General features: G+C 57.6%; 25 protein-coding genes. 2 read left to right on the top strand and 23 right to left on the bottom strand.

Going from position 1 to position 23780, the window contains the following annotated elements; genetic code table 11:
- Position 1 precedes the first annotated feature (1 nt).
- The 7 genes from DC3_RS07610 to DC3_RS07580 form a co-directional block, all read right to left on the bottom strand.
- A complete protein-coding gene (locus DC3_RS07610; protein WP_146883640.1) occupies positions 2-451 on the bottom strand; it encodes a hypothetical protein in 450 nt (149 codons plus the stop codon).
- A 233-nt stretch (positions 452-684) separates the two neighbouring features.
- Positions 685-2391, bottom strand: coding sequence for a hypothetical protein (locus DC3_RS07605; RefSeq protein ID WP_146883638.1), 1707 nt, complete (start codon positions 2389-2391; stop codon positions 685-687).
- On the bottom strand, positions 2388-2588 hold the full coding sequence (locus tag DC3_RS07600; RefSeq protein ID WP_146883637.1) for a hypothetical protein: 201 nt from the start codon (positions 2586-2588) through the stop codon (positions 2388-2390). The genes DC3_RS07605 and DC3_RS07600 overlap by 4 nt, the downstream gene beginning before the upstream one ends.
- A complete protein-coding gene (locus DC3_RS07595; RefSeq protein WP_146883635.1) occupies positions 2585-4756 on the bottom strand; it encodes a hypothetical protein in 2172 nt (723 codons plus the stop codon). The genes DC3_RS07600 and DC3_RS07595 overlap by 4 nt, the downstream gene beginning before the upstream one ends.
- Positions 4757-4766: 10 nt before the next feature.
- The gene (locus DC3_RS07590; RefSeq protein WP_146883633.1) at positions 4767-5123 is read right to left on the bottom strand and encodes a hypothetical protein; all 357 of its coding nucleotides are present in this window, start codon (positions 5121-5123) and stop codon (positions 4767-4769) included.
- Position 5124: 1 nt separating this feature from the next.
- Positions 5125-5514 carry a hypothetical protein gene (locus tag DC3_RS07585; RefSeq protein WP_146883630.1) on the bottom strand — a complete coding sequence of 130 codons (390 nt, stop codon included), beginning with the start codon at positions 5512-5514 and terminating at the stop codon, positions 5125-5127.
- A gap of 2 nt (positions 5515-5516) precedes the next feature.
- Entirely contained in the window at positions 5517-11633 is a 6117-nt protein-coding gene (locus DC3_RS07580) for a phage tail tape measure protein (RefSeq protein ID WP_146883628.1), read from the bottom strand.
- Between the two features lie 95 nt (positions 11634-11728).
- Between DC3_RS07580 and DC3_RS07575 the strand changes: the two genes are divergently transcribed.
- A complete protein-coding gene (locus DC3_RS07575) occupies positions 11729-12562 on the top strand; it encodes a hypothetical protein (protein ID WP_146883627.1) in 834 nt (277 codons plus the stop codon).
- Here the strand turns inward: DC3_RS07575 and DC3_RS07570 are convergent.
- The 15 genes from DC3_RS07570 to DC3_RS07505 form a co-directional block, all read right to left on the bottom strand.
- Positions 12559-13032: an HK97 gp10 family phage protein gene (locus tag DC3_RS07570; RefSeq protein ID WP_146883625.1), complete on the bottom strand. Its 474-nt coding sequence runs from the start codon at positions 13030-13032 to the stop codon at positions 12559-12561. The genes DC3_RS07575 and DC3_RS07570 overlap by 4 nt on opposite strands.
- Positions 13029-13277 carry a hypothetical protein gene (locus tag DC3_RS07565; RefSeq protein WP_146883623.1) on the bottom strand — a complete coding sequence of 83 codons (249 nt, stop codon included), beginning with the start codon at positions 13275-13277 and terminating at the stop codon, positions 13029-13031. Before DC3_RS07565 ends, DC3_RS07570 begins: the two co-directional genes overlap by 4 nt.
- Positions 13278-13375: 98 nt before the next feature.
- A complete protein-coding gene (locus tag DC3_RS07560) occupies positions 13376-13801 on the bottom strand; it encodes a hypothetical protein (RefSeq protein WP_146883621.1) in 426 nt (141 codons plus the stop codon).
- A gap of 87 nt (positions 13802-13888) precedes the next feature.
- Positions 13889-14527: a hypothetical protein gene (locus DC3_RS07555; RefSeq protein ID WP_146883619.1), complete on the bottom strand. Its 639-nt coding sequence runs from the start codon at positions 14525-14527 to the stop codon at positions 13889-13891.
- On the bottom strand, positions 14527-14889 hold the full coding sequence (locus DC3_RS07550) for a hypothetical protein (RefSeq protein ID WP_146883617.1): 363 nt from the start codon (positions 14887-14889) through the stop codon (positions 14527-14529). The genes DC3_RS07555 and DC3_RS07550 overlap by 1 nt, the downstream gene beginning before the upstream one ends.
- On the bottom strand, positions 14886-15275 hold the full coding sequence (locus DC3_RS07545; RefSeq protein WP_146883615.1) for a hypothetical protein: 390 nt from the start codon (positions 15273-15275) through the stop codon (positions 14886-14888). The genes DC3_RS07550 and DC3_RS07545 overlap by 4 nt, the downstream gene beginning before the upstream one ends.
- The gene (locus DC3_RS07540; RefSeq protein WP_146883613.1) at positions 15272-15652 is read right to left on the bottom strand and encodes a hypothetical protein; all 381 of its coding nucleotides are present in this window, start codon (positions 15650-15652) and stop codon (positions 15272-15274) included. Before DC3_RS07540 ends, DC3_RS07545 begins: the two co-directional genes overlap by 4 nt.
- Before the next feature lie 12 nt (positions 15653-15664).
- On the bottom strand, positions 15665-15982 hold the full coding sequence (locus tag DC3_RS07535) for a hypothetical protein (protein ID WP_146883611.1): 318 nt from the start codon (positions 15980-15982) through the stop codon (positions 15665-15667).
- A 24-nt stretch (positions 15983-16006) separates the two neighbouring features.
- Positions 16007-17227 carry a hypothetical protein gene (locus tag DC3_RS07530; RefSeq protein ID WP_146883609.1) on the bottom strand — a complete coding sequence of 407 codons (1221 nt, stop codon included), beginning with the start codon at positions 17225-17227 and terminating at the stop codon, positions 16007-16009.
- 25 nt (positions 17228-17252) lie between these two features.
- Positions 17253-17639 carry a hypothetical protein gene (locus DC3_RS07525; RefSeq protein ID WP_146883607.1) on the bottom strand — a complete coding sequence of 129 codons (387 nt, stop codon included), beginning with the start codon at positions 17637-17639 and terminating at the stop codon, positions 17253-17255.
- A gap of 12 nt (positions 17640-17651) precedes the next feature.
- Complete coding sequence (locus DC3_RS07520; RefSeq protein WP_146883605.1) at positions 17652-18977, bottom strand: S49 family peptidase; 1326 nt, start codon at positions 18975-18977, stop codon at positions 17652-17654.
- Entirely contained in the window at positions 18968-19132 is a 165-nt protein-coding gene (locus tag DC3_RS29050; RefSeq protein ID WP_186815902.1) for a hypothetical protein, read from the bottom strand. Before DC3_RS29050 ends, DC3_RS07520 begins: the two co-directional genes overlap by 10 nt.
- Complete coding sequence (locus DC3_RS07515) at positions 19129-20499, bottom strand: hypothetical protein (protein WP_146883603.1); 1371 nt, start codon at positions 20497-20499, stop codon at positions 19129-19131. The genes DC3_RS29050 and DC3_RS07515 overlap by 4 nt, the downstream gene beginning before the upstream one ends.
- Before the next feature lie 3 nt (positions 20500-20502).
- Positions 20503-21867 (bottom strand): hypothetical protein, encoded by a 1365-nt coding sequence (locus DC3_RS07510; protein ID WP_146883601.1) that lies wholly within the window; start codon positions 21865-21867, stop codon positions 20503-20505.
- Complete coding sequence (locus DC3_RS07505; RefSeq protein ID WP_186815901.1) at positions 21860-22672, bottom strand: terminase small subunit; 813 nt, start codon at positions 22670-22672, stop codon at positions 21860-21862. The genes DC3_RS07510 and DC3_RS07505 overlap by 8 nt, the downstream gene beginning before the upstream one ends.
- A gap of 162 nt (positions 22673-22834) precedes the next feature.
- On the opposite strand from DC3_RS07505, the gene DC3_RS07500 reads away from it, so the two are divergent.
- The gene (locus DC3_RS07500) at positions 22835-23083 is read left to right on the top strand and encodes a hypothetical protein (protein WP_146883598.1); all 249 of its coding nucleotides are present in this window, start codon (positions 22835-22837) and stop codon (positions 23081-23083) included.
- A 76-nt stretch (positions 23084-23159) separates the two neighbouring features.
- Here DC3_RS07500 and DC3_RS07495 read toward each other — a convergent pair whose 3' ends face one another.
- Positions 23160-23501, bottom strand: a complete 342-nt coding sequence (locus DC3_RS07495) for a hypothetical protein (protein WP_146883596.1) — start codon at positions 23499-23501, stop codon at positions 23160-23162.
- Positions 23502-23780: the final 279 nt, after the last annotated feature.

Below are 23780 nucleotides of genomic sequence, written 5' to 3'. Positions count from 1 at the left end.
TCTAGTCAGTGGCTTCAGGGAGGTAAATGAACAGGTGCAGGGCACTCACGGTGAGCGGCGTAGGAATACTCACTGACCAGACCACGGGATCACTGGCATCCACCAGTCCTGCCAGGGGCACCACGAACGTGCGCCACCCTGAAACACCCTGACCCACGAACTCCAGATCAGGGATGGGAGGGGTCACGCCCTGTGTGCTGCGCATGCGGCCCACCACCATGGCTTTCGCGGCCTGCACCCACGTCCAGTCCTGCAGGGCATCGTCGGGCCAGTCGAAAGTGAATTCGAGGTTTCCCTGGAGTTTCACATTTGGCTTGTCCCTGTTGATCTGAAACTCCCCACTCCAGAAGCCCTCAGGCGTGCTGGCTTGCAGCACCTGCAGCACTTTCGTCTGGTACTGGCTGCGTCCCGGTTCAGAGAGGTCAGGGGCCTGCACCTGAGTGACAGGCATCCACTCCTGCACTTCTTTCCTCAGCGGCAAGAAGAACCTGGGTTGTGGGGTTTCCGCCCCAGACATGAGCTTGTGCATGGGTCCTGCAGGTACCGTTCCAGCCTGCAACAGCCTCAGGTAAGCATCATAGGTTTTCGGCCTCCTTAGTCCTATTGCCTGCCAGTCTGACGGTGTGGCGTCCCTCCAGGCATCCCACACCACGAGCTCTACTACTCCAGAGCCAATGACAACCATTAGATGGGGCTCCCTTCCACCCCGAACATCAGGCGGTTGAGCGGGTGATGTGGGTGTCCCATCGCAGAGGACACCTTCGTGGGGCCGTACGGTATGGCATCCATCGGGATTTCCAGCGGGTTACTCAGGTGTTCCACGAGCGTTAACCCACTCTCCTGTAAGACATACAACATCATGCGTTCAGGGAGGTTCCCTGGTCCTGCGGGGTGCCGCACGAGAGCCCAACTGCCGTAGGTTTCGGCAGCAATCACAGGCTCCCCATTGCGAAGGATGGTTCCCTGCATTTCCGGTCCAAAGTCATCTTGCGGTCTGCCCTGCACCACAAACTGCACGCCGGAGACAACCGGACTTTTGTAGTACGTTCCTTCTGAACTGTAGGTCGGAGGGTCCTGCACATGCTGGATGTATGGAACATGGAATGGAGGGCTGTCCGCAATGACTGCCGGGTGGTACTGCCTGTGGGGCTCAGAGGACTCGGTTTCCACCGGAAAACTACTGGGTTTCTCCACGAGTCTCGCAAAGAAAGCACGACCCAGTGAATCCCCCCAATCATCGCGGAATGGATCAGCGAAAGGAGAATAAATCTCCTCGTACTGCCCAGAGTTGAACCGGAAGAAATACATCCAACGGTCCTCACCATTTTCCAGGTGGGCCATCACGATCACCATGGTTGCCCTGGCTTCCACCACATGCCCTTCTGGGATGTCATCGAGGTATGTGGCATCGCGCAGCCAGTTCTGGTTCCAGGGGTCAAACGGCAACTCCTCCCAGTTTGGGGGTCTGCTGAAAGGACTCCACTCCACCCGCGAGAAAAAATACTCGACTTTCTGCACTCCCGGAGGGTTGGTCCCGAGGTCCTGCTCGAACCACAGGTAGTATGTGGCCGGGACGTACACTTCCAGGGTGGTTTCCGTGGTGGTGGTGTCCCCCTCCAGAATGATGTTCCCGGTTTGAATGTCGATCAGGTTGGTGCCGTGCACGGTGTCCACAATTTTTTGTGCAGGGCCTCCTTCTCCTTCCCCCCCTGGTGAAACGAACATCCGTACGAAACGCGGGTCCGACAGCCCCCCCACAATGGGAAACTCCTCAGGGTCCAGAAAAAAACTTTCAGGTGGGGGTCCACTCCCGACACTGTTCGGCCATGCAGGTTTGAAGAGTTCCGCCCGGTTGTAATCCAGTGGGGGGTCCGTGAACTCCCAGGGGGTTTCCAGTTTCAGCACCTCCCGATCCACAGTGACGGCTGTTCCTGCAGTCAGGGTTTCATGGTCCAGAAATTTGAGGTTGGTGTAATACCTGCCATCCCAGCAGAGTACCCCTGCAGTGAGGTCCACGCCATCCTGACTGACAGGCCACACGTCCGCACTCCAGTGGGTTTCAGAACTGACCACCCCCACAGGGTTGGAGACCGCCACAGGGTGACGCTTGTGGGGCTGCACGCGGGTTTTCTGCACGTACTCCCCACCGTTTTTTTGGAGCCGGATGCGCTGGCCAGGTCTGACGTTTTGAAGGACTTCCCTGGGCACACGCACCTGCTTGGCTGGCAGCCATTGGTTGCCGACTTTAACAGGATGTACCTGCACAAGGGTTGCACCTCCCTCAGGCTGAATCACGGTGGCCAGCACATCAACAACCTCCTGAGTTGAGGAGGGGGCGTCAGGGATAAAGCCAGTCAACCACTCCCAGAATTCCATCCAATCCATTGTCATGAAACCACCCACCCCCCTGAGAGTTGATCGCGCAACAGCCTTACCCTTGAGCCAATGGCAGGGAAGGAGTACCCAAGCACCTGAGCGCGATACAACCTCACATCCTCGTTCCCGTTTAGGATGCGTTTTCTCCCACAAATTACGGTTCCCCCCTCGGGCCACAACACATAGACTTCCACAGTGTCTTCGGTGGTCACAGGGGCACCTCCTCCGTGGTGATGGTCAGGCTGAACCCTGCTCCACCATTCCCACTGGCGCTGATGCCGGTCACGATCCCACCATTCAGCAAATCCCGGTACCGGACAGGCAGGGGCAACCCCACACTGGTCTGTCTGATCTTCCTGATTTTCCTGCTGGCGATGATGCTTTCAGCCAGAGGTTCCAGGTCGGTTTCTGTGGGGAAAGACTCTTCCACGCTTTCAGTTCCATCCGGGTCGTTCCACTCGTACTCGTGGGGCACCAAAACGTCATCGCACCTGCAGGAGGCGGTGTCTGGCGCATTGTCCGTTTCTTCGGTGATGCTCTCAATCACGCCCGACTTTTTCTGGATGTCCACCCATGCCCCTGCATCATCGGTGACAGGGGTCAGCTGGTCCCCGCTGGCGATCCGGGTGTACCGCCATCTTCCACCTCCGATGGGAAGCCACCTTTCTTCCGTGGTCTGCCTGATGGTGAGGCCTTCCAGAAGCTGCTCGTTTTCCTCCCCGGCATTCTCTATTGCCATGCTCCCGGTTTTGCGGGTGACAGTGAACCTGCGCTTCAACCATCCCTGCTCACTCCACTCGCTGTTCACCTGCGTGGTTTCGGTCCCCAGGGGATCACCACCCGAAATCCCGAAGGTGTACCCGGGAATGCTGAGGGTCACAGAAGACAGAGAGGTGTTGTAGGAGTAACCCCACGATTTGTTCTCCGTGTAGGACATCAGAAGCTGCCCTGCACAGGTGTCGCTGTAAAAGTGGTAGGTGTTGCTCACCGACTTAGGAACCCGGTAGAAGGTTTTCTCTGCAGGCGTGATGCCCTCAGGGGCCTTTACCGTCACATCCCCAAGAGTGATTGAACCTTCCCGGGTTACAAATCCCCCAACCTTCTGGGTGCCCTGGTACACCCGACCATCCACTGTGGTCTGCACGTGGGTGTCAATCACGTTCTGCCCGAGTTCAAACTGCACTGCTGCCTGATCGGGAGCGTCCGGGAGGTTCCCAAATGCCTCCAGAAACGACATTTCCTCAGGCAAACCCGTGAGGTGCAGGTACCCGAGGGGTTGCCCTGCAGGGCTGGTTTCACTGCTGCCCGTCCGGTACCGCATGACATCGGCAAGGTCAGCAAGGGACGCCTGCGAGAACTCCGGGTGCATGATGAGCACTGTGTCATCATTCTCCGATGCGATCACCGCACCAGCTCGCCCGTAAAAGTCCTGTAAGACCTGCAGAGCGGTCTTGCCCTTCGTGCTGTAATCCGCTGCGGTGTCCTGCACAATGTCCCCATCAAAGAGGTCCTGATACCCCCCTGGTAGGAATTTCGCTTTCAGCCCAGTGGTGTTCAGCACCGCACGAATCAGGGACCGCACGGTCATGCGTTGCGCAATTGCACGTTGCTGCTCACACGACAAGTTGATGTCCAGTTCCTCCGGTGGATCAAGCTCCCACGGCACGAGTGCAGGAAGAACCTGCCCGAGTTTGATGGGCACCTGCGAGGCAAAGTTCAGGGTGGTTTCCGAGAATTTGCCGCTCCGGTAGTCGTAAACGCCATTGCCAGTCAGGCTTTCCGTACTGAAGGCCAGAACCTGCCCTGTGGCTGCATTCTCCGCTTTGATGGTGATTCGCTGTTTGCTGCTGGCACTGCTGCGCATGTCCCCACGGAACACCACCTGCAGACTCGGGTTCAGGCCATCCGGGCGGTTGTAAGACCATGATTTGATGTACTGTTCCCCGAGCAGGGCACTCACAGTGATCTTCCAGCTTTCACCCACCCCGGAACGCACCACGGTTTTCCCGCTGCCCTGAGCCTTGCCCACGAGCCGCAGAACCCTGCGCGTGGGAATCCCCACAGCAGTTGCAGTGAGTGTCAGGTACCGCCTCTCAGGAGCACGGGCAGTCCCCACCAAGCGCAGGGTTTTGCGTTGCTTCTCTGCAGTTGCGGTAAGGCTCACCACATGCCTGGGTTCTGCTTCTGCCCCCAAATCCAGCAGGTACCTTGGTTTCGCTGTGCCCGAAAGGGTCAGGATGAACCTTGCCCTTGGTGAGGCCTCCAGGGACAGCACATGCCGCGGGTTGGCTTCCGCCTCCAGGGTCAGGACCGCAGTTCTGGGCCTTGCGGTTGCCGTCAGTGTCAATATTTTGCGGGTCTGGACGACAAAGAACGGCATTCACACCTCCTTAACGGTAAGCCAGTTCGAACGTTGCACTGTCTGTTGCTGGTGGAGTCGCCAGGGCCGGGACTGTCCACTGGAACTCCACCTCAATGGAATCCCCAGCGAGAAGCCCAGCCACCAACTCGACATAACTGCCTGTGATGGGCGTACCGTTCACACTGCCAATCAGTGCCCCATCACTCGTGCTGTCCTGTACGATTCGCATTTCAAGGTTGTAAGCGGTGGTGTCCCCGGTGTTGCGGATCACGATGGTGGTCACAGGGGTGGTGGTGCCCACCACGACCACCCCAAAACCTGGGATTTGACCATCGGTGATTTCAGTGGTGCCGTCTGCGAGGTACGGGGTCAAAATTGCTGCCATGTCATGCCTCCACGAAAATGAGTTCGAAGCCCCATGCGAACCAGTCGCCAGCTTCAGAAGAATCGCTGGCGTCCTTGATGATGCGGGGCATGCGTTGCTTGCTGGTGATCGTGCATCCCGTCCAGACCGTGATTTCCCGGTCTGAGTAGTTCTCCTCGATGGTGATGGTGTCCCCCACCTTGTAGGTGCTGAGGGCATACCGCTCATTGAGGTTGATGCCGTTGTTCTGGGTGTTGGACAGGGTGAGCTTCCAGTACCGCTGACTCGCCACCCGCTGGAAGGGCATGCCTTCCAGGCTGGTCTCCACCTGGGTGTCGGTCATTTCCTCAACCTGCACCCCATCAAAATCAGGAGGGGCACTCAGTAAAGTGCCCCCGATCTTCAAGTGCATTATTATGGCCTCCTTGGTCCCTGCTGCAGCAAGCGGTCCTGCTCGACCAGCGCTTTGATTTCCGGCAGGAGCTGACGGGCGAACGTTTTCGGGTCTGGGCTGGCATTCGGGAACACCAGATCCCCGAAGTTCCAGTTGTTGATGGTGGACACCTGGGCCACCCGTCCATCGGGCGCAAACCCAGGGACAGCCGGACCTGTGGCCAGGGGGATGTTCAGTCCGGGCACGATCAGGTTTCCATTCAGGTACTCCAGGAACCGGCTCACGAACTGTTCCCCTGCACTCATCCCGAGGTTGGCGAACTGCTCGGGCAGCTGCCGTCCTGCCTCCTGTTCCAACTGGTCAGCCAGTGAGAGAGCCGTGGTTTCGGCCTGGTCGCCAATCCCTTTCAGGTTGGCTTGCAGTTTCTCCAGTTCGATGTTCTGGAGTCTCAGGTCCCGGCCCTGGGTGCCCAGGCCCTCAAGGGCCCTCTGGGCTCCGAGCTGTTCGTTCAGCAGACGGGTGGTGGTTTCGATGTTGGTCTGGATTTCCCGGTATTCCGCTCGGGCTTTTTTCTCTGCCTCCTTGTCTCCATCTGCAACAGCAGACTGGAGGTCTTTCTGAATCTGGGCTTTCTGGTCCAGCAGTTTCTTGAGTTCATCCTGCGGCCCGGAAACCCGTTCTTGAAGTTCAGCGGTGCGTTGCAGCACTGCATTCAGTTGCGCGAAGGCCTTTGCCTGCTTCACAGGATCACCAGATTTGACGGCCTCTTGTGCCGCTGCAATGGCCCGGGCACGAGCGGCCACCAGTTCGTTGATGTCGCTCAGGGACACAGGGTCAATCCGATCACCACGCAACGTCTGGTCGAGTTCTCGGGCAGCATCCTTGAGGGATTGCAGCCGGTCGATCTGGGTTTGAATACTTTCCTTCTGGGCATCTGCACGCCTGCGATCCAGGGCATTCAGGCTGGTGATCAGACCCCGCTCGATGGACAGGCGCTCCTGTGCGTAACGTTCATCGGTCTGCTGGATCACAGCGGCAAACGATGCCCTGATGCTGGCACGCTGGGCCTCTGTGAGCCGCGTGTCTTCAAGTTGTTCAGCCAGGGATTGCCTGAGGCCTGCCAGTTCAATCTCTCGTGCCTGACGCAGGTTGTCGAGGCGCACAGAGCTGATGGCCTTGATGCCCCGCTCCTCAATGCCCATCTGGAGACGCCAGTTGTCCTGGGCCTGGTCCTGCGCAAACTCGTAATAGTCCTGCAGGGCAGTGAGGCGCTGGTCCAGCAGGTTGGATTGCACGTCCCTCAGGCGGTCGGTGTTGCCAGATTCGACCTCTCGGGCCAGACGCTGCAGCTCTTCACGGGTTTTCTTCTCCTCTTCGATGCGTTTGTCATTGAGTTCTTTTTCCTCTTTGAGACGGCGTTCATCCTCCTCTAGTTTTTTCTCATTTGCATCCTTCTGGAGTTTCAAATCCTCATTCACCCAGGATTGATAAAGGGCTGCGATCTCCCGGCGTCCAGCAGCCTCAACCTGTTTGACCAGTTCAGGGTAGGCCGTAACAGCGGCGACCCGCTCACGGATGGACTCTTGCAGGTCTGCGAGGTCGGCCTGCCGTTCTGCAGCTTTTCGGGCTGCCTCATCAGCGATGCTGGCAATCTCAGCATCACGGGCAGATTTCTGGGCCTGATCGACCACATCATTGGCCTGTTCGAGGGCACGAGCCTGCTCCTCTTGGCTGCGTTTCAGCTCATCTTCTTTTTCCTTGTTGGCCAGACGCAGAGCCTCAAGGTCATCACTGGCCCATTTGGCTCTGAGGGCCGCAATCTGCTGCTGCCCGAGGGTTTCAATTTCCTGTTGCTGTTCCGGGAACCCTTTTGCCAGGGCGATCTTTGCAGCAATGTCGGCCTTCAGTTCATCGAGCTCTTTTTGACGCTGGGCTGCAAGGCGTTTCTTCTCATCGACGATGGCCGCAATCTGGGCATCCACAGTGGCCTTGCGCTGAGATTCCAGGGCATCTTGCACCTGTTTCTCAGTCTGGGCGCGTTCATCAGCAGCACGTTTTTCCTCGTCTGCCTTTTTCTCGTTCTGCTCTTGCTGAAGTTTCAGGTCCTCATTTGCCCACTGTTTTTTGAGGGCAGTGATCTGGCGTTGCCCAGCGGCCTGAATGCGGATGACGGCATCGGGGTATTCTGCGACAGCATCGATCTGTTCCTGGATGCTGGCCTGCAGGTCTGCGAGTTCAGCGTCCCGTTTCTTCTGGCGTTGCAGGGCAGGGTCGGCAATGGCGGCGACTTCAGAGTCTCGGGCCTCTTTCTCTGCATCGGCAATGCTTTTCGCTGTCTCACGGCGGTTTCTGGCTTCCTCCTCGGCCAGGCGTTCCCGTTCTTTTTTCTCCTCGTCTGCCTTTCTGGTTCTGGCTGCCTCTGCGTCACTTTCAGCCTTGAGGATGGCCAGCACCCCATCGCTTACGATCTTCTGCCGCTGGGCCGCGAAGCCCTGCTCGACGTTCAGGGTTTCCTGCAGGAAGCGGCGCACGATGGCCACCCGTTCAGTGGCGGTCAGACCCTCAACTGAGAGGGCATCGTTCTGCTGTCTCTTCAGTTCACGCAGCCTGTCAGCCTCCTGCTGTTTCAGCAGTTCCAGCTGGATGCGGGTGCGCTCTCTGGAGAACCGCTTCTCGATGTCGAGCAGGACATCACTGTTTTCTCCTGCAGCCTGACGCTCACGGTCCTGCGCCTGAGACAGGGCGGTCAGTCTAGCCTCAAGACCCTGGATGAATCCAGCACTCTGAGCGTCTTGCAGGAGGCGCAATTGCTCCTGTTCGCGGCGTCGGGCCTCAAGGCGTTTCTGTACAGCTTCCTCTTCTGCTTTGGCGTCCTCATCAGCCCACTGCTGTCTGAGGGCAGCAATCTGGCGCTGTCCATCCTGTTCGATCTGGCGACGCTGGGCCGGATAGCCTGTCACAGCTTCCAAGGCCTCAGCCAGTGAGCGTTTCAGGTCATCAAGTTCAGCCTGCCGCTCTGCCTGCTTGCGGCGTCCATCATCAGAGATGGCAGCAATCTCTGCATCTCGTGCAGCCCGATTGATTTCAGCAGCCTGACGGTTTGCTGCTTCCAGGTCGCGCAACTCCGATTCACGTTCACGTTTGAGACGTTCGGCTTCCTGCTTTGCTTTATCCGCAGCATCTTTTGCTGCATCAGCACGGGCACGAGCAATCAGGTCACTCTCGATTTCCCGAACTTCCTTGATTTTTATCTCCAGAACACCTTTGTTTTTGATGGTGTCTTTCAGTTCTGCAATCACATCATTGACACGATTCTTGATGGTTGCAATTTCACGATCCAGAGGGGACAGCAGATCCAGTTTCAGGTCATCAATTTTGCCCAGGGCGTCAAGCTGCTCGGATGTGAACTTGACTGTGTTGTCCACTGTTTGCTTCACCACAGCCTGGGTTTTCTTTTGTTCCAGTTCGATGGCTTTGTTGAGGTCTTTGATGTCTTTCATCAGTTTGACCCGGGCCTCACCATCAATGCTGGGTTTGTACTGCATGACCCCCCAGATGTCTGCACCCACAGCCGTTTCAGAGTTCAGTTGGGACATCAGCAGGAGACGTTTGGCCTGCAGCCTGGACAGGGCAGTGTTTTCCTTTTCGAGTTGCCGCACCTTGTCCATCAACGCCTTGTCGCTCTGGGTGCTGGATTGATCGACTTGATCCTGGATTTCTGCAATCTCGTGGAAGAGGCCATTGACCTTGTTCAGCACGAGGGCCAGAGCCCCGAAACCAGCAATGGCCAGACCTGCGGGGTTCATGATGGCAAACGTCCGCATGCTGGCCAGCAGGGGACCAGCGGCAGCAGTTGCACTCTGGAACATGGTCTTGAGGGCCACAGTCCAGGGCATGTACAGCAAGGTGGGATTCAGTTTCGTGCTGGCAAACCCGATGGCAGTGATGGCGGCAATCAGCAGGGTACCGTCATTGGCAGCCTGCTCCATGCCCTTCCCGAGGTCCAGCAGGCCTTCCAGCACCGCTGTGGCTGCAGGGGCGAAAGTCTTCACGAAAGCCAGGGAAACATCATCCAGCGCAACCTTGAAACGTCGGGCTGCAGCCACGGACCCTTCGGTCATGGTTTCCGCAAATTTCTCCAGTTTCCCTTCGCTGTTGCGGAACTGCTCACCCAGGGTCTGGGACTTGCGGGTGATGTTCAGGAACGCATTCGCAGCATCCGTGTCGAAAATCCCGGCCACAATGTTCCCAGCCTCGGCATTGCCCTGCAGGGCATCCACCAGGTCGTAAAGCACATCTTTGGTTTTTCGAGCGTTGCCATTGATGTCGAACAGGGCAATGCCGAGATCTTCCATGATGGTTTTTGCTTTGTCTGATGGGTCGGCCAGACTGGACAGCACGCTGCGGAAACCCGTCGCGCCCTCCGAGGCCGCATCAAGGCCTTTGGTGTCCAGTTCAACAAGGACACCCAGGGTGTCCTCGATGTCAAATCCAGCAGCCTTGGCAGTGGTACCGACCTCAGCGAGACCCTCTGAGAGGCCTTTCACGTCCCCTGCGGCCTCCCCACCTGCTGCAGCCAGGGCATTCCCGAAACGCTGGGCCTGATCGACCCCAGCCCCGAATTGCCTGAGGTTTTTCAACAGACGACCGGAGGACTCCGTGAGGTTATCGGTTTCTGCAGCTGCCAACTGGGTGCTGGTCTCCAGGATGGTGATGGCCTCAGCGCTGTCCGTGCCGGCCTTGATGGTCTCGGCCAGGGCAGCACCCAACTCTGAACGGCTGAAGGACCTTGCGGCACGGGTGGTGTTCTGCTGCAAGTGCACGATCTGGTCATTCAGACCTGCAAGGTCTTTTTCACCGGACGCCGTGAAGGTGTTGATGCTTTTCTCAAATGCCCCAATTTGCCGAACGCCGTTTGCGGTCAGGCCTGTGATGATGATGCCGAGGGCAGTCAGGCTGGCCATCCAGACGTTTGTTGCTGTGGTGACCCGCTCGTAAGATTCGGTGGCCACATCGATAACCTCTGCCCCTGCCCCCACAACTTCAGCGGTGGTTTCCACGCTCTGACTGGCCCCATGTACAGCCACTTCCAGGGACTGGGCTCCTGCAGCGCCACCACCAAAAAAGTCGGTCAGTTGCTCGTTGATGCCCGTGAGTCCTTTGGGAATGTTGTTGAAAGCGGCACTGGCATCCAGGGCCTGACGTTTCAGGTCAACGAGTTCATTGCCGAGTGCCTGCACGGTGGGTAGTGCGCCTTTCATCCCGAGGTCCACAGCCCCAAAACTGACACTGCTGCTCAGGTTCTGGGGCACCTGGTTGGCCAGTTCCTTGGCGGCCTGGGCCACACGCTGGCGACCAGAGCGGATGCCCTGCTCGAATCCAGCGGCGGCCTCCTCGCCCACACGGTAGGTGACACGGCTGGGGCTGTGGATGTCCAGCGAGGCCTTCAGGCTTTCAGTGGCTGTGATGCCCATGTCGTTTGCAGCACGGCGTACAGCTGTGGTGTTTTCGAGCCCATCAGCAAAACCCTCTCCGGTTTGCTGCCCAGCCTTTTTGGCGGCCTGCTCTGTTTTTTTGGCTTCGCTCTGCACAGATTTCTCGGCATTGGAAAAAAAGATCTCAATGAAATTCCCGATGATCTGGCCGACTGGGCCGAATTGCTGCAGGGCATCAATGATCCCAGTGGACATCAAACCTGCAGCGGTCTGGCTGGCAAGCCCGAGCCTTGAGATGTTTCCCTCTGCGGCCTCAATGCTGGCTGTGGCCAGTCGGGCAGTCTGGGTGAGTTTGCGCAGACGGGTATCGCCCACTTCCAGACCCTCGCCCATGGCGAGAGCACGCTCTCTAACGGACTCCATCTGCTCTCGGAACTGCGCAATTTCTTCCTGGGTGGCCTGTCCGAAGTTGGCCTGAAACCTGTTACGGATGGTTGCAGCTTCGTTGGCCAGGGCACGAGTTGCGAGGGTGAGCTCGTCAAGCTGTTTCTTGGCACGGGTGGTGGTGCCTCCGTCCGACACCACGATTTTGACGTTGGAGCCTTTGCCCTGAGCGAGGCCCTGAATGTCAGATTTGATTTCAGCGATGCCTTTGCGCCAGTCCTGCAGGTCAAGCAGTGCAGCGGATTTTAACTCAGTCATGGGTCACCTCCTCAGGGGTAAGAGAAAACCCCTAGAACCTTAAGGTTCACAGGGGGAACACAACATTTGATTCTGTCTATTGCTAAATTGAGGGTATGAAGAAACTGCTGCTCACCTTTGCCCTGCTCTCCTCATGCGCTCTTGCTGATGTCCAGAAGTATGTTGATGGAGAAAAGCAGTATGTTGTGATGCCCTCATTCTGGGGTGAGCTGGGCTGGCAAGTCCAAGTCATCACCGACCCTGTTCATGGAGAAGGATGGCAAGCAAAATTAGGCCAGCAAACCATCAAGGTTTTCCAGAAAGATTTTGCCCTGGTAAACAACGAGAAAGTTCCACTCACATTAAAACCCTACCTTTACTTTGGTCGCCTGCTGATGAATGAACAGGATGTCATGACTGTCTTCAAGCCAGTCACAGAAGTGAAGTTCCAGCTCCTTGATTACAAAACGGGCGTTGTCATCAATCCACCCAAACCACAATCAGGAGGCTTCTTCGGGGAAACCCAGACGGTGACTCCAAATCCAAAAACACCCACTTCACCCAAACCCACTGACATCATCATCAAAAATGAGGTGTTCAGTCAGGCAGGTGCCGAATCCCGAGGTTATATTTTCCTTCCCCGGAAGTCCTCTGTGAGCGTTGCCAGCGTTTACACCAACGCCACAACCATTCTGGATGTTGCAGACATCAGAGCCGATGCGTTCACGCAGGCATGCACGAGGGATTTAACACCCAAACTCCTGTCTCCTGTTTCAGCTTCATATCCTGTTCTGTACACCCCTTCCATGAGCTCTGATGGAGTTATGACCATGTTCGGAAAAGTCGATTCTCAGAATGTGTACGGTGCGCTGATCAGAGGGGATTTTGGGTGCACAGGAATCATGTACGGCTATAAGGTGTACCTGTACGCCACCACCCTTAAACGCTAACCCCACACCTTTTTCACCGCACTGACAAAAGCCTTTTCGAGAAGCAACCTCCCATACACCGCAGCAGGCAAAACAAACGGCCCAGGCAGTGTCCAACGCACCCCAGACCTGCCCAGAGTCAGAGGGGACTCGGGTTTTCCCCTACCAGTCACTGCACCTTCCAACTGGCTCTGGTTCAGGGCGTTCACACTGGACCCGTACTCCACATGACTGGCGTAATCGGCTGTGGCCCCCACCTCGACCCCCAGGGTGCCGGACATCACCTTCGCATAGATGGAGCGTTTCAGCTCCTCTGTGCGCTCATAGGCTCCGGGTTCTGTGCTGTACACGTTGGCGTCCACGCCCAGCAGGGCGTGCTGCTCGACCTGGGTTCTGATGGGTTCAATAGGGATCTGGCTTTCGATGTCTACCAGCTGGTCGAGTTTCCTGAGGGTCTCATCGAGGTTCAGCCATTTGATTTTCGGTCTCACGCCTGCATCCTCCTGCCAATCAGGGCAGCCACGAAAGCATCCTCTTTCGCTTTCTGTTGCCGTTGCCTGTACGCCTCAGTGGGTGGCTCATACTGATCGTGCAGCCAGTCGAGGTAGGCCCGAAAGGGGTCATCTGCAAGCCACCATTTCGGCTTGTCCTTCGGGGTTTGCCCTTTGAGGGTCTTGCCCCACTCGATGCCCTGCACCCGCGCCAGGTCCTCAAGTTGCTCGTGCCGCTCACGCATGCGCAGACGGTGGTCTGCGGCCAGAAGCCTCTGCAGTTCATCTGCTGGAATCCTGGGAATCTCCTCCCATCTGATTCCTGCCCTGAGGGCCCTGATTCTCAGGGTTGCTTCTGGGTCTGGGTCGGCACGGTCTGGGCCTGAATGGCCTTCTCCCAGGCTTTCAGGAGTTCTTTGTACCGACCCAGCATAAAATTTACGAGGCTGGCCATGTTGTTGACCTCCCAGATTTTCGCCAGCAGGGGTTCAAGGTCAGCAGCGGTGATGCGGTTGGCATCCTCTGGGCGCACGAGGGACAGTTCGATGATTCTCTCCCCGATCTCCAGACCTCCAGTACCGGGAGGTGCAGCGGGGTCAAGGAAACGCTCAGCAAACGCCTGAATGAACTCGAACCACTCTGCCGCCAGATGGTTCATTTCGCCCAGGCCCATGCGCCTGATCGTGACGTTTCCCCCTGTAACCACAGGGACTTCAAACGTGAGGGCCATAGCCTTTTGGGTTTTCTCGGATGGAGTTGTAACGGTCATGTGATCCTCCCGGTGATGCAAAAATGGTGATTCTCAATTTGTGAAAGAGCCCTGGAATTCCAGGGCTCTCAAAAATCCTTCTGTGAATCAGGCTGCAGGCTGAATGTCGTTCAAGGCATCAAGCACGTCATCCAGCAGGGCATCAGGCACGATGTACCACACGCCATATTCGAAGCTGGTGGCATCATAGGTGTCGATGATGGTGGCAGGGGGTTCGAAGGTGCTGTCAGCAATCACGGTGCTAACGAAATTGAGTCTGGTGAAGCTTTCCTGTTCGCCTTCCCCGTCGCCACGCAGTTGCACACTGGGGTAGTAGATCACGAGGTGTGGGCCGCCGCTGACCTTGCGGATGACGATCATTTCACCTGTGGTGCTGCCCACGGATTCCGTTCCACCTTTGACCCCAGTCATGCCGCTCACATCGCTGGTTTCGATGTCACTGCCAATGTGCAGGGCACGAATGCTGTCGGTGAGGGACACGGTGCCGAAAGACCAGCTCTTGGCCACTTCGGTGATGGCTTCTTTCACGGTCACGTTCACACCGTCACGGTTGCCAGTCAGGGTGGTGGTGGTGACATCGTTGGTGGGGGTGGGATCGTACACCCACCCGAAGTCCGTCCAGGTGACAGCGCGAAGGCTGCCGTCCTTGCGGAACAGGATGATGATGCCCTGGGTGCGCACCTTGTCGGCAAGGGTGCTGGATGCTGCATCGGTTGCAATAGCCATCAGTTTGCTCCTCTCCACTCGAAGTTGAATTGGTGCCGCCAGACATCCCCTTCGAGTGGTAAGGGGGTCAGGCGCAGAAGACGGTAGGGGCTGGGTTCTCTGGGGGTGCCTTCCAGCACAGCACGAATGGAGTCGGCCAGAGCTCGGGACTGTTCAAGGCTGGCCGCAACGGCGTCAAGGGTGAGCAGTCTGGTGGTGAGGGCACCGTCGCTGGCCAGCGTGGTCGGCTCGTAAAGCTGAACGAATTGAGGATTCGAGCCGATGAACTGGATCAGACTTTGCTGCCAGGGCATCTGGTCGGGCTGAAGCACCAGGATGTCCGGGATGGCAGCAAGCCGGGTGGTGACGTCGGAGAGGTTCACTGCCGCCACCTGAGCACCAGTGGGGTGCCTTTTGAGACGGTGTTCTCCTCTCCAATGTGGGTGACTTCCAGCACTGCCCCGTTGTGCTCACAGGTGGATTTCACAGGTGGAACGGGCTCACCCTCTCGCACTTCACCCAGCCATGTGCCTTTCGCAAAGTCAGGCTGCTGGACAGCTGCCCTGCTTCTGGAGTCAGACCGCTCCTGGGGATTCCAGACGTCACACCAGCAGGTCACTGATGCACCCGGTTCATCCACCCAGACCCCTCCCACATTCGAGCCGGTGACTGGACTGGTCCAGACTTTCTGGTAGGGGTAGAGGGCTTTCGCTTCGGCCTGCACCAGTTCATGCCCGAGGGATTCAGCCCACTCGATCAGGCTGCTCATCGAGCCGCTCCAATCACAGGGGGTGTCCACTCAGGGAGAGGGCAGGCACTGGCCAGCAGGTTCGATGCCATTACAAGGTAACTGTCAGCGAGGTTCTGGTGTGTTTCCACTGCTTTGGCATCGACTGACACGGCAACCTTGTCTTTCACATCCACCTTGACCCCAACCCGTGGCGCGAGATTGGAGATCTGCCCCACGTGGTAGAGGTGCTGGATGTACGCTGCCTGTGCCCGTTCCACCTTGGCAACTGTGGGGTTCTCGCACTGGACCTGCTGGGTGGCCCAGTCTGTAGCGGAGGAAAGCCAGGTGTCGAATTGGGATTGGGTCACCTGGCTCGTCGGGTACCACAGTTTGAAGTTGTCGAAAGTCAGCGCCATCAGCGCACCCCCTTACTTCCGCACTTCTTTGAGGAAACGCTGTGCGATCATGTCCTGGGTCCAGGCATCATCGGGCAGTTCCACAGGCTTGGTGTCCCCCTGCCTGATCCACTGCTTGCTGATGGGATGCATGAAGCTCCCTTTCGCCTTGTCACCCGTGATGACCTTGATTTTCTCAGCGGTCAATTCTTGATACTGGGTTTCGAAATCCGCAAGGGATTTCTTGGCGAGACCCAGCAGTTTTTCGACGGTTTTCGCATCGATGGAATCCGGGATGTCCTGCCCGGTCAGGGTTTTCAGTTCTGCGACGTTCTCTTCGCGTGTGGCCATGATGTCTCCTTAAAAAACCTGAGCTTAAGAGCGGGTGATGGTCTGGAAGCTGTTGCTGAAGGGCTTCGCGTAACCGATGTTGATGGACAGGCTGAGCTCCTCGGTCTGGTTGGTGGTGAACTTCGCCATTTCGGTGATCTGGCTGCCGTTCTCGACGACCTCTTCAAGGGCACGCCCCGTGTTCCACGCCAGAAGGGTTTTGGCGCTGTCCAGGGTGCTTCCTGAGGGGGCGAGACGCAGGGGGGTGCCATCGGGCATGGCGTAACTGCCCTGCTGGTACATGTTCAACTGGTCCGGAGTGAGGTCCTTGCTGGCAGTGGGGTAACGCAAAGCACGGATTCTCTTGACTTCCGTCAAGTCGCCCATGACGCGGTTCACGCCCAGCACGCTGTTGTAAGCGATGGTCATGGTCCACTCGTCGAGGGTCTGAACGGTCCAGTCGGCCACAGGGCTGCCGGGATCGAGGGTTGCACCGTTGCCGTTGCCGTCGCCATTGATGCCGACATCGATGGCTTCATCAATGCGGCGCAGATTCTCAGCGAAAGCCATTTCCTGCAGGGCCAGGGCCACCACGTTGATCTTCATGCGGCGAGCCACTTCGTAAGGCCAGCGCACGCGCCCACCGTACTTGTAGATCCGCACGCTGCGTTCAGCCGTGCTGATGGTGTAAAGCGGCAGGTCCGCCCCAGGGGCAGTTCGGGCCAGACGGTTCTGCCTGCCACGCTGGTCATTGTTGATGACTGCGGACTTGTAACCATCTCCATCCACCCCGATGCGCACAGACACCAGTTCATTGATGTTGATGGTGTTCTGGGGAAGTTCCAAACGTTGGTCCACCAGACCGCGCTGCTGCAAGGGGTACATGCTGTCCCCTGCAGTGCTGGGCCCCACAGTGAAGCTGTCAGAGGCGCGAATGCCGAAGCCCTCTTCCAGCATTTCATTCATGAGGGCTGGGAAGAGCACGTCTGCACCACGCACATAGTCACTTTCTTTGGGGAAGAACACACTGAGGGTGTGTGCATTCAGACCGCCCAGGCGAATGCCGTTCAGGGCCAGAATCTGCCGAACAGGGCTGATGCCCTTCTCGACCAGATCCATGCGGATCAGCCCTTCTTCAATGTCGCCTTTGGCAAGCAGTTCAAGCAGGTGGTCGTTCAGGTTGATGTAGGACAGGCCGTGAGAAGCTTTTTGCTTCGCGGCGTCCTGGTAAATGTCCATGGTGAGCTGGTCGAGTCTTCTGATCATAAGGGTGCTCCTTTGGGGCCTGCGGTCAGGCGGTGTAGTAGCAGACGTAGGTCTGGCTGTTTTCGGTCCAGGTGTCCACCACGAAGCACCAGACGCCAGTGGTGCTGGCTGCGGCCTTCAGTCCCCCTGAGCCATCCCCGGTCAGGAGCTGCAGGCCTTTGCTGATGGCTCCGGTGCGTCGGGCCACCATCACTTCGCCACGACGCACGGTGGCATAACCATCCGCATCCTTGTGTGCCACCTGCCCGAGCCAGTTGGCTCCGTCGGCTGCTCTGGCCACTTCGCCAGCGTTGGCAGTGACATTCACGATGTCCTGCACTTCGACGGTGCCGGAGGTTTTGTAGGTGATGCCGTCCTTGGGGTCTTGACCCGCAAAGCGCATCTTCCCGATGGTGCGAGAATCAACAGTCATGTGTGCCTCCGCTTACCTGAACACAGGTCTGAAAGTGGGCTTGGTGTCGGGCTGCTCGTCTTTCTGGCGGGATTTCTGTCCATCTGGGAAAACAGCATCCCGTTTCGCTTCAAGGCGCTGCACTTCTGCACTGATGTCAGCAATGTCCGCACCAGCGAAGATCCGTTTCGCACGGTCAGCAGCAGCAATGCCTGTTTCGGTGTTGCCTTCCAGGGTGATGGTCAGAGCGTGCAGTCGGGTCAGCAGGTCTGCACGGTACTGCTCACCGTCGGCAGCGAGTTTCTTGAGCTGGGTCAGATCGACCTCTTTGCCTTCGCTGGCTCCAAGGGCAGCCATGATGCGCATGCGTTCCGTGGCTGCAGCGTTCTGCTTGAGGGTGTCAAGTGCGGCCTGCACCTGTGCGGGACTGCTGTCTGCGGCCAGTCCGAGGCCAGCCAGTAATGCTTCTAAGGGCATGGTGTTTCCTCCTGCGAGGGCAGCGGCAGGGCTGCCAGAGTTGAAGGGCTGAGAACTGAATTTGCCGTCAATGGCTTCCTGAAGGGTGCCAACCTCATCGGCCACACCAGCAGCAATGGCATCTGCACCAATCCACACCTTCCCGGTGGCGAGGCTTCTGGCCTGCTCCAGGGTGATGTTGCGTCCGGCACTGACCGCAGAAATGAATTTCTCTGCAAACAGGTCCACGAGTTTGGATTGCTCAGCGAGGGCCTTGTCCGAAATGGGCTCACCGTCTTGCAGCAGGGCTTTGAATTCAGCGCTGCGCAGAACATTGACTTTCACCCCGGCCTTCTCGGCCACCCCACTGGTGTCCCGAATCACAGCGACCACACCAATGGAACCGACCACAGCGTCAGCGTTGGCAATGATTCTGGTGGCCTGACTGCCAATCCAGTAAGCGGCGCTGCCCATCGTGCCATCAGCAACGGCCAGCACTTCTTTCTTTGATCGGGCATACCGAACGGCATCGCCGGCTTCAGTGAGCCCTTGCACCTGACCGCCTGGGCTGTCAATGCTGAGCACGATGCGCCCCACATCCGAATCGTCTGCCAGGGCTCGCATGGTGCTGGAGAAACTGCGCAGGTCCGTTGCGCCCGAGAGGGCAGACATCCCGGTTGCCCTGCTGAGCACAGGGCCGTGCAGGTTCACCACCGCAACTTGCTTCTGGGTGTTCTTGTACTGACTGCCGTAAGTCACCCCAGAGGTTCTGGCTTCGATCTCCTCAGCGCTCAGTTTTCCTTCGAGGTGGGCCTGCACCACGGCAGCCACGAGGTCCATGCCATTCGGGGTGATCGCCCAGGGGAAGTTGAACAGGGCACGTTGAACGTTCTCTAAGTACATGTTTGTTCACCTCCCTCCTCTTGGTCTTCAGAGCGTTGCTCTGCCAGAAAATCCTGAATGTCCTGCTGGGTGCCCACTTCCGGGCGACTGCCCACATACACAGAAAATGGAACCTTTTCGGGTTCCATTTCTCCGCTGGTGATGGTCCTGCTCATGGCACGCTCTCCTCTGTGGGAGAGGGGGGTGTGGGCTGCAGTTCTTCCTTGCTGATACCGAGGCGTTCAGCGGCACGAATCCGGTAGGCATCCCCGAAGAGTTTGATGTACAGCTCATCGGTTTTCGCCTGCAAGTTTTCCGCTTCAGCCTGGTCTTTCATGAAGGGGTTTTGCGGTTTGTCGAAGATCAGGGTCGCCCGGGCAGGGATGCCCAGCAGTTGCAGGTTCAGGTTGAGACCGAACTCAATGGACTGCTGCAAGACCTTCTGAACGTTTTCGGCGTGGGCCAGCAGGATGGGGTAAACCACCTGCGCGAGGGCCTGCGTGGTCGAATCCATCTTGCCGCGCATGAAAGGCAGACTCACCAATCCAGACCAGAGCTTCAAGTTGTTTGAGAGTTCCAGATCCGCGAGACCCTGAGCGCCCTGCGTGATCGGGACTGCAGTGGAATCCACCCCGACCTCAGTGACCATCAAACCCCTGTCTCTAGCGCTAAGGGCCAGATCCACATTGGCCTTGTAGTACGCAGCGAGACGACTGGCGTAATTCGGGTCTTGCTCACTGGTGACACCCAGATCACGAGGGGTGGGTTTCGGCACCTTCATGTTCAAGAAGGCCGCTTCGCCCATCAAGTTGATCACCTTGTCTGTCCCGGTGGTCAGCCTGCACTTCCGTTCCAGTTCCGTGAGGGCCGCAACCATCATGGGTGTCCCGTAAGGGTCCCGGTGGCGTGTCCCGTAAGGGGCGTAAACGAAAGTGCGGGAGTCCAGTTGAACCCCATGCAGGGTTTGGTACCAGACAGGGGTGTCCTCTATGCGCTTCTGCTGGATCTCCTCGGCAGGCACGATGCTCACGCCCTGAACCATGCTGCGGGTCTTCGTGGGGTACCACTCCAGGGAACTCGCCCCGGCAAGGTACACCTCTGCCGCCTGATTGTTCAGCAGTTCATCCAGGGTGATGTGAAGCCTGGAGAGCAGATCAGATGTGGCCCTCTCGGCCTGAGCCATGGCCCGGGTGCCTCCCTCATACTCAATGCGGTAACTGGGGTTGATGAGCGCAATCAGGTCGCGCATTGCACCCCCCACATCGGAATCAAAGAGGGCATCCCGGCATTCCGTGATGACTTCCAGCCTGCCTTTCCCTTTGAAGGAATCCTCCAGGATGAACCACCCCAGAGAACCCTCGTTCATGTTGCGGCTCAGCCTGCCTTGCGGCATGTTGCCCGCCGTCTGCCTCGGGAGGCTGTCAGAGAGGATCATGGTCCCGATGCCAGGGGCAGGGGTGGCGGCGGCTTCAGGGGTGGTGGGGCTGCGTGCGCGTTGTTCTGTTGGAGCGTTCTTTCGGCTCCAGGGCCAGTTGATTTTCATGCGCTATCCTCCTGCGGCTGCCATGAGGGCGGCAAGGTTGCTGGTTGCGGAAGGGACAGAAAGCTGCGGCATTTGAAAGTTGCCGTACACAAGCGAATCCCCTTTGTCGGGCGACCTTCCGATGTCCTTGGTGATGTCCTCTTTCGCTTGAATCTGAATGCCCGACTGGGTCATCTTCCACATCGGGGCGCACAGGTCCTCAATGAGTTCCAGGTCATCAGGAATGGCGAGGTTCCTACCCTTCGCGGGGTCGAGTGCCTCACGGAGAGCCCAGTACATTTCTGCCCTGAGGTTCCTGAAGGTCAGGTGCCCGGTGCTGTCCGTGGATTTCTCACCATCCAGTTTCAGGACACTCGCGCCATTGATGGCCACGGTGTTGGGGTGCATGTCGTGAATGCGGTCGTAAGGCCCAGTGCCTACCCCCACAATGTCGATGTTTGCAACCGTTTCAGGCCCGAGGAATGGGGTGGCCAGAGTGGCCACACTGTCACTGTCCGGGGTCTTGCTGCCAGGGACAGCCAGTTGCTCAAAATAGTTGTCCCAACGTGGCGTGAGTACCGTCTTGTCTTTCCCCCCTCGTGCCACGTCAATGCCCAGTGCATCAGGGAAACGGTCAGGTCGGGACTGGCCTTTGTGCCTCTGCACTGCAGCCTCAAGCCACGCCCTGGGGATCACCCTGAAACTCTCGTCCCCACCATCAATGTACTTGCCCCAGATCTCCTGCTCTCGTGCTGCGTCCGGGAAGTCATCAACGAAAGCCTGAGCAGAGGCCCGATCGATCCAGGGGTTGTCAAACACATTGAATGGGCGCTTGTAGGTGTAAAAACCGTCCTGCTTGCTGACAGCCTTCTGGTACAGTTCGTAATCCACTCCCTGCTTGCCTTTCGGTACCCCGGCGGCAATCAGTTCACTGTCCTTGAAGTCCATCATCATGGGCAGCACAGCATTCTCGTAGAGGTAGCGGCCACGCTCGCCCTGCAAGATGATGCCCATCTCATTCAGGAAAATCCGCTTGTAACCGAAGCCTTCCCAGTTCTCAGGGTTGTCAGCAGACCGGAAGTCGATGAACCCCCCACCTGGCAGCTTCAGGGTCTTATCGGCCACGCTCCATTCATAAGGGATGAAGGCCTTCTGCAGGACTGGCAGGAAGTACCGCTCGACGTACCTGCGAATGTTGCTGTTGATGGTCTCGCCCCAGAGGCACGGCATGCCCTCCAAGGCAAACTCGATGAAGGCGTGCGCAGCCCCACGGGTCACACCCACACGCCTGCCTTTCGGGAACACCCGGAAGCGACCCAACCTCTGGGAGTCAAAGAAGATGTGCTTCTGTGCAGCACTGTACTGGAGATGGAGAGCGAGGTTAGTCAAGCGGCTCACCCACCGTTTCTTTCTTCAAGGTGATGGTCAAGCCACCCTCGTGCTCCATGCGCTCAGCCCAGAGCTTGTGGTACTTGCCGAGCAACTCCTGGCTCTTGACTTTGTCGGCAAGTTTGAGTTTCGGCTGACCCCGCTGGTCGTAGGAGATTTCCTGCACGAGGTGGGAAAGGCCCGCTTCTCGTGCCTTGATGATGTCGAACTCCCAGCGGATTTCCTTGCGGGTGCCGGTCTTCATGCTGAAGGTGGCTTTCGGGTCCTGCTCCAGGGTGAGTTCGACTTCAGCGATCTGCTGCTCAAGCCTGAGGGCCTTCTCTTTGTTCTCGTTGTACAGCATGGGCGCACGGTCCTGAAAACGGTCCCGCAGGTCCTCGGCAATGGCCAGCTTCTTGCGGAGGTAGTCAAGTTGCACATGCAAAGAGACATCCTCAAAAACATCCACCTCATACTCGACAGGGAAGTAAAGCTCGGCTGGGTCGGCAGAGGCCTGGGCTTCGAGCCGTGCGATGATTTCCGCTGGGCTCATGTGCATTTCCCTGAACCCGGCCTCAACTGCGGCCTTCACGGCAGGGATCTTGCTGGTGCGGTGACCCTCTGACTTGCAGCAGTTCCGGTGCTTCGGATTCTCCGGGTCACCGTAACCGGCCAGCACTGCGGCCTCGGTCTTGCTGAAGGTCTGCAGGTAGTACTGCACCCAGAGCCGCTGCTGGGGCAAAAGTTTGGATAGGGCTTTGGCAAAAGAAAGGGCACCTGTTTCGGTGCCCGGATCGGTTTCAGTTTTGGGTTTCCGTTTTGCCACAGGTGCCTCCTTTCTTATCTCGGTTCCTTATCTCGGATTTGAAAGCTTATCTCGGTTTGTGGTGGAACAAAAGGTTATCCACAACTGTGCATAACCTTCCCTCTCTATTTGCAGATTCACAGAGAGTACAATATGTACAGACACAACTCTGAGGAGGAGATTATGTCAATTGATCTAAGCAAGGTGGAAATCACCTTCACTTGCAAGAAGTGCGGCAAGAAGTACACCCAGACCTTTCAGCAGCTTGAGCGCACCACAACTCAAAAGTGCCCTCACTGTGGCGACACCATTCAGCTGAGCCCTGCGCAAGTGCGCGAGCAACGGGTCAAAGCTGAGCGGGAAGTTGAGAAAAAAGTCAAAGAAGAAATTCAGAGGGCATTCAAAGGCCTGAAAAACTTCCGCATCAAGTAGCCTCCTACCAAAATTTCCCCCTCTGAGGGCCGCACCACAGAGGGGTGATCATTGGAGGAAGAGACGAATTGCGAGGTTAAGTTGCCTGCAAGGCTTCCAGAGACATAGCTGCTTCGCGGGTGCCTTCAGGCCAGTGCCAGGACAAGGGCTTTTCACCTGTGGGATCTTCCGCAAGACTGGGACGCCACAGGGTGAAATTGCCACTGATCAGCACCTGCCCACCAGTGCCGTGGGTGTCGTTAGGGTCCACCTCGGTTACCACGAGAGGCATGTGGTCTCCTGCTTTCATCCAACTGCGGAAAGCAAGTTTCCCTTTGTTGGCCTCCCAGGTGGCTCGAATCTCGTGGATGTCGGCTTCGGAAAGAACGTAGTGCACGATCCTGCCGATTGTGGGCACGGGTTTCACAATCACACTCATGTGACTCCTTAAAATTTTGCCCCAGAGTGACCAAACCCCGGGGCGCTGCTGTGAGGTGTGACGAATTGCAGGTTCAGGCCATTTCACGCATGGCTGCGAGATACTGCGGGTTCAACCCGCTCGAAGATCACCTCCTGGAGCGCCACTTGTGGTGGGGTCTTGTGTGCCTGTTCAACCAGACTCTCTGCTTCAAATTCCAGGTCTGCAAACAATCACCTCCAGGGGTATCCCCGCACAGCTGGGAGAGCACGAGTGTCAAACCCAGCTGCTCTTACGGGC

This window comes from Deinococcus cellulosilyticus NBRC 106333 = KACC 11606 (assembly GCF_007990775.1).
GTDB lineage: Bacteria > Deinococcota > Deinococci > Deinococcales > Deinococcaceae > Deinococcus_C > Deinococcus_C cellulosilyticus.
Note: the sequence above shows the minus strand (reverse complement) of the source record. Positions and strands in the feature narration are given on the sequence as shown.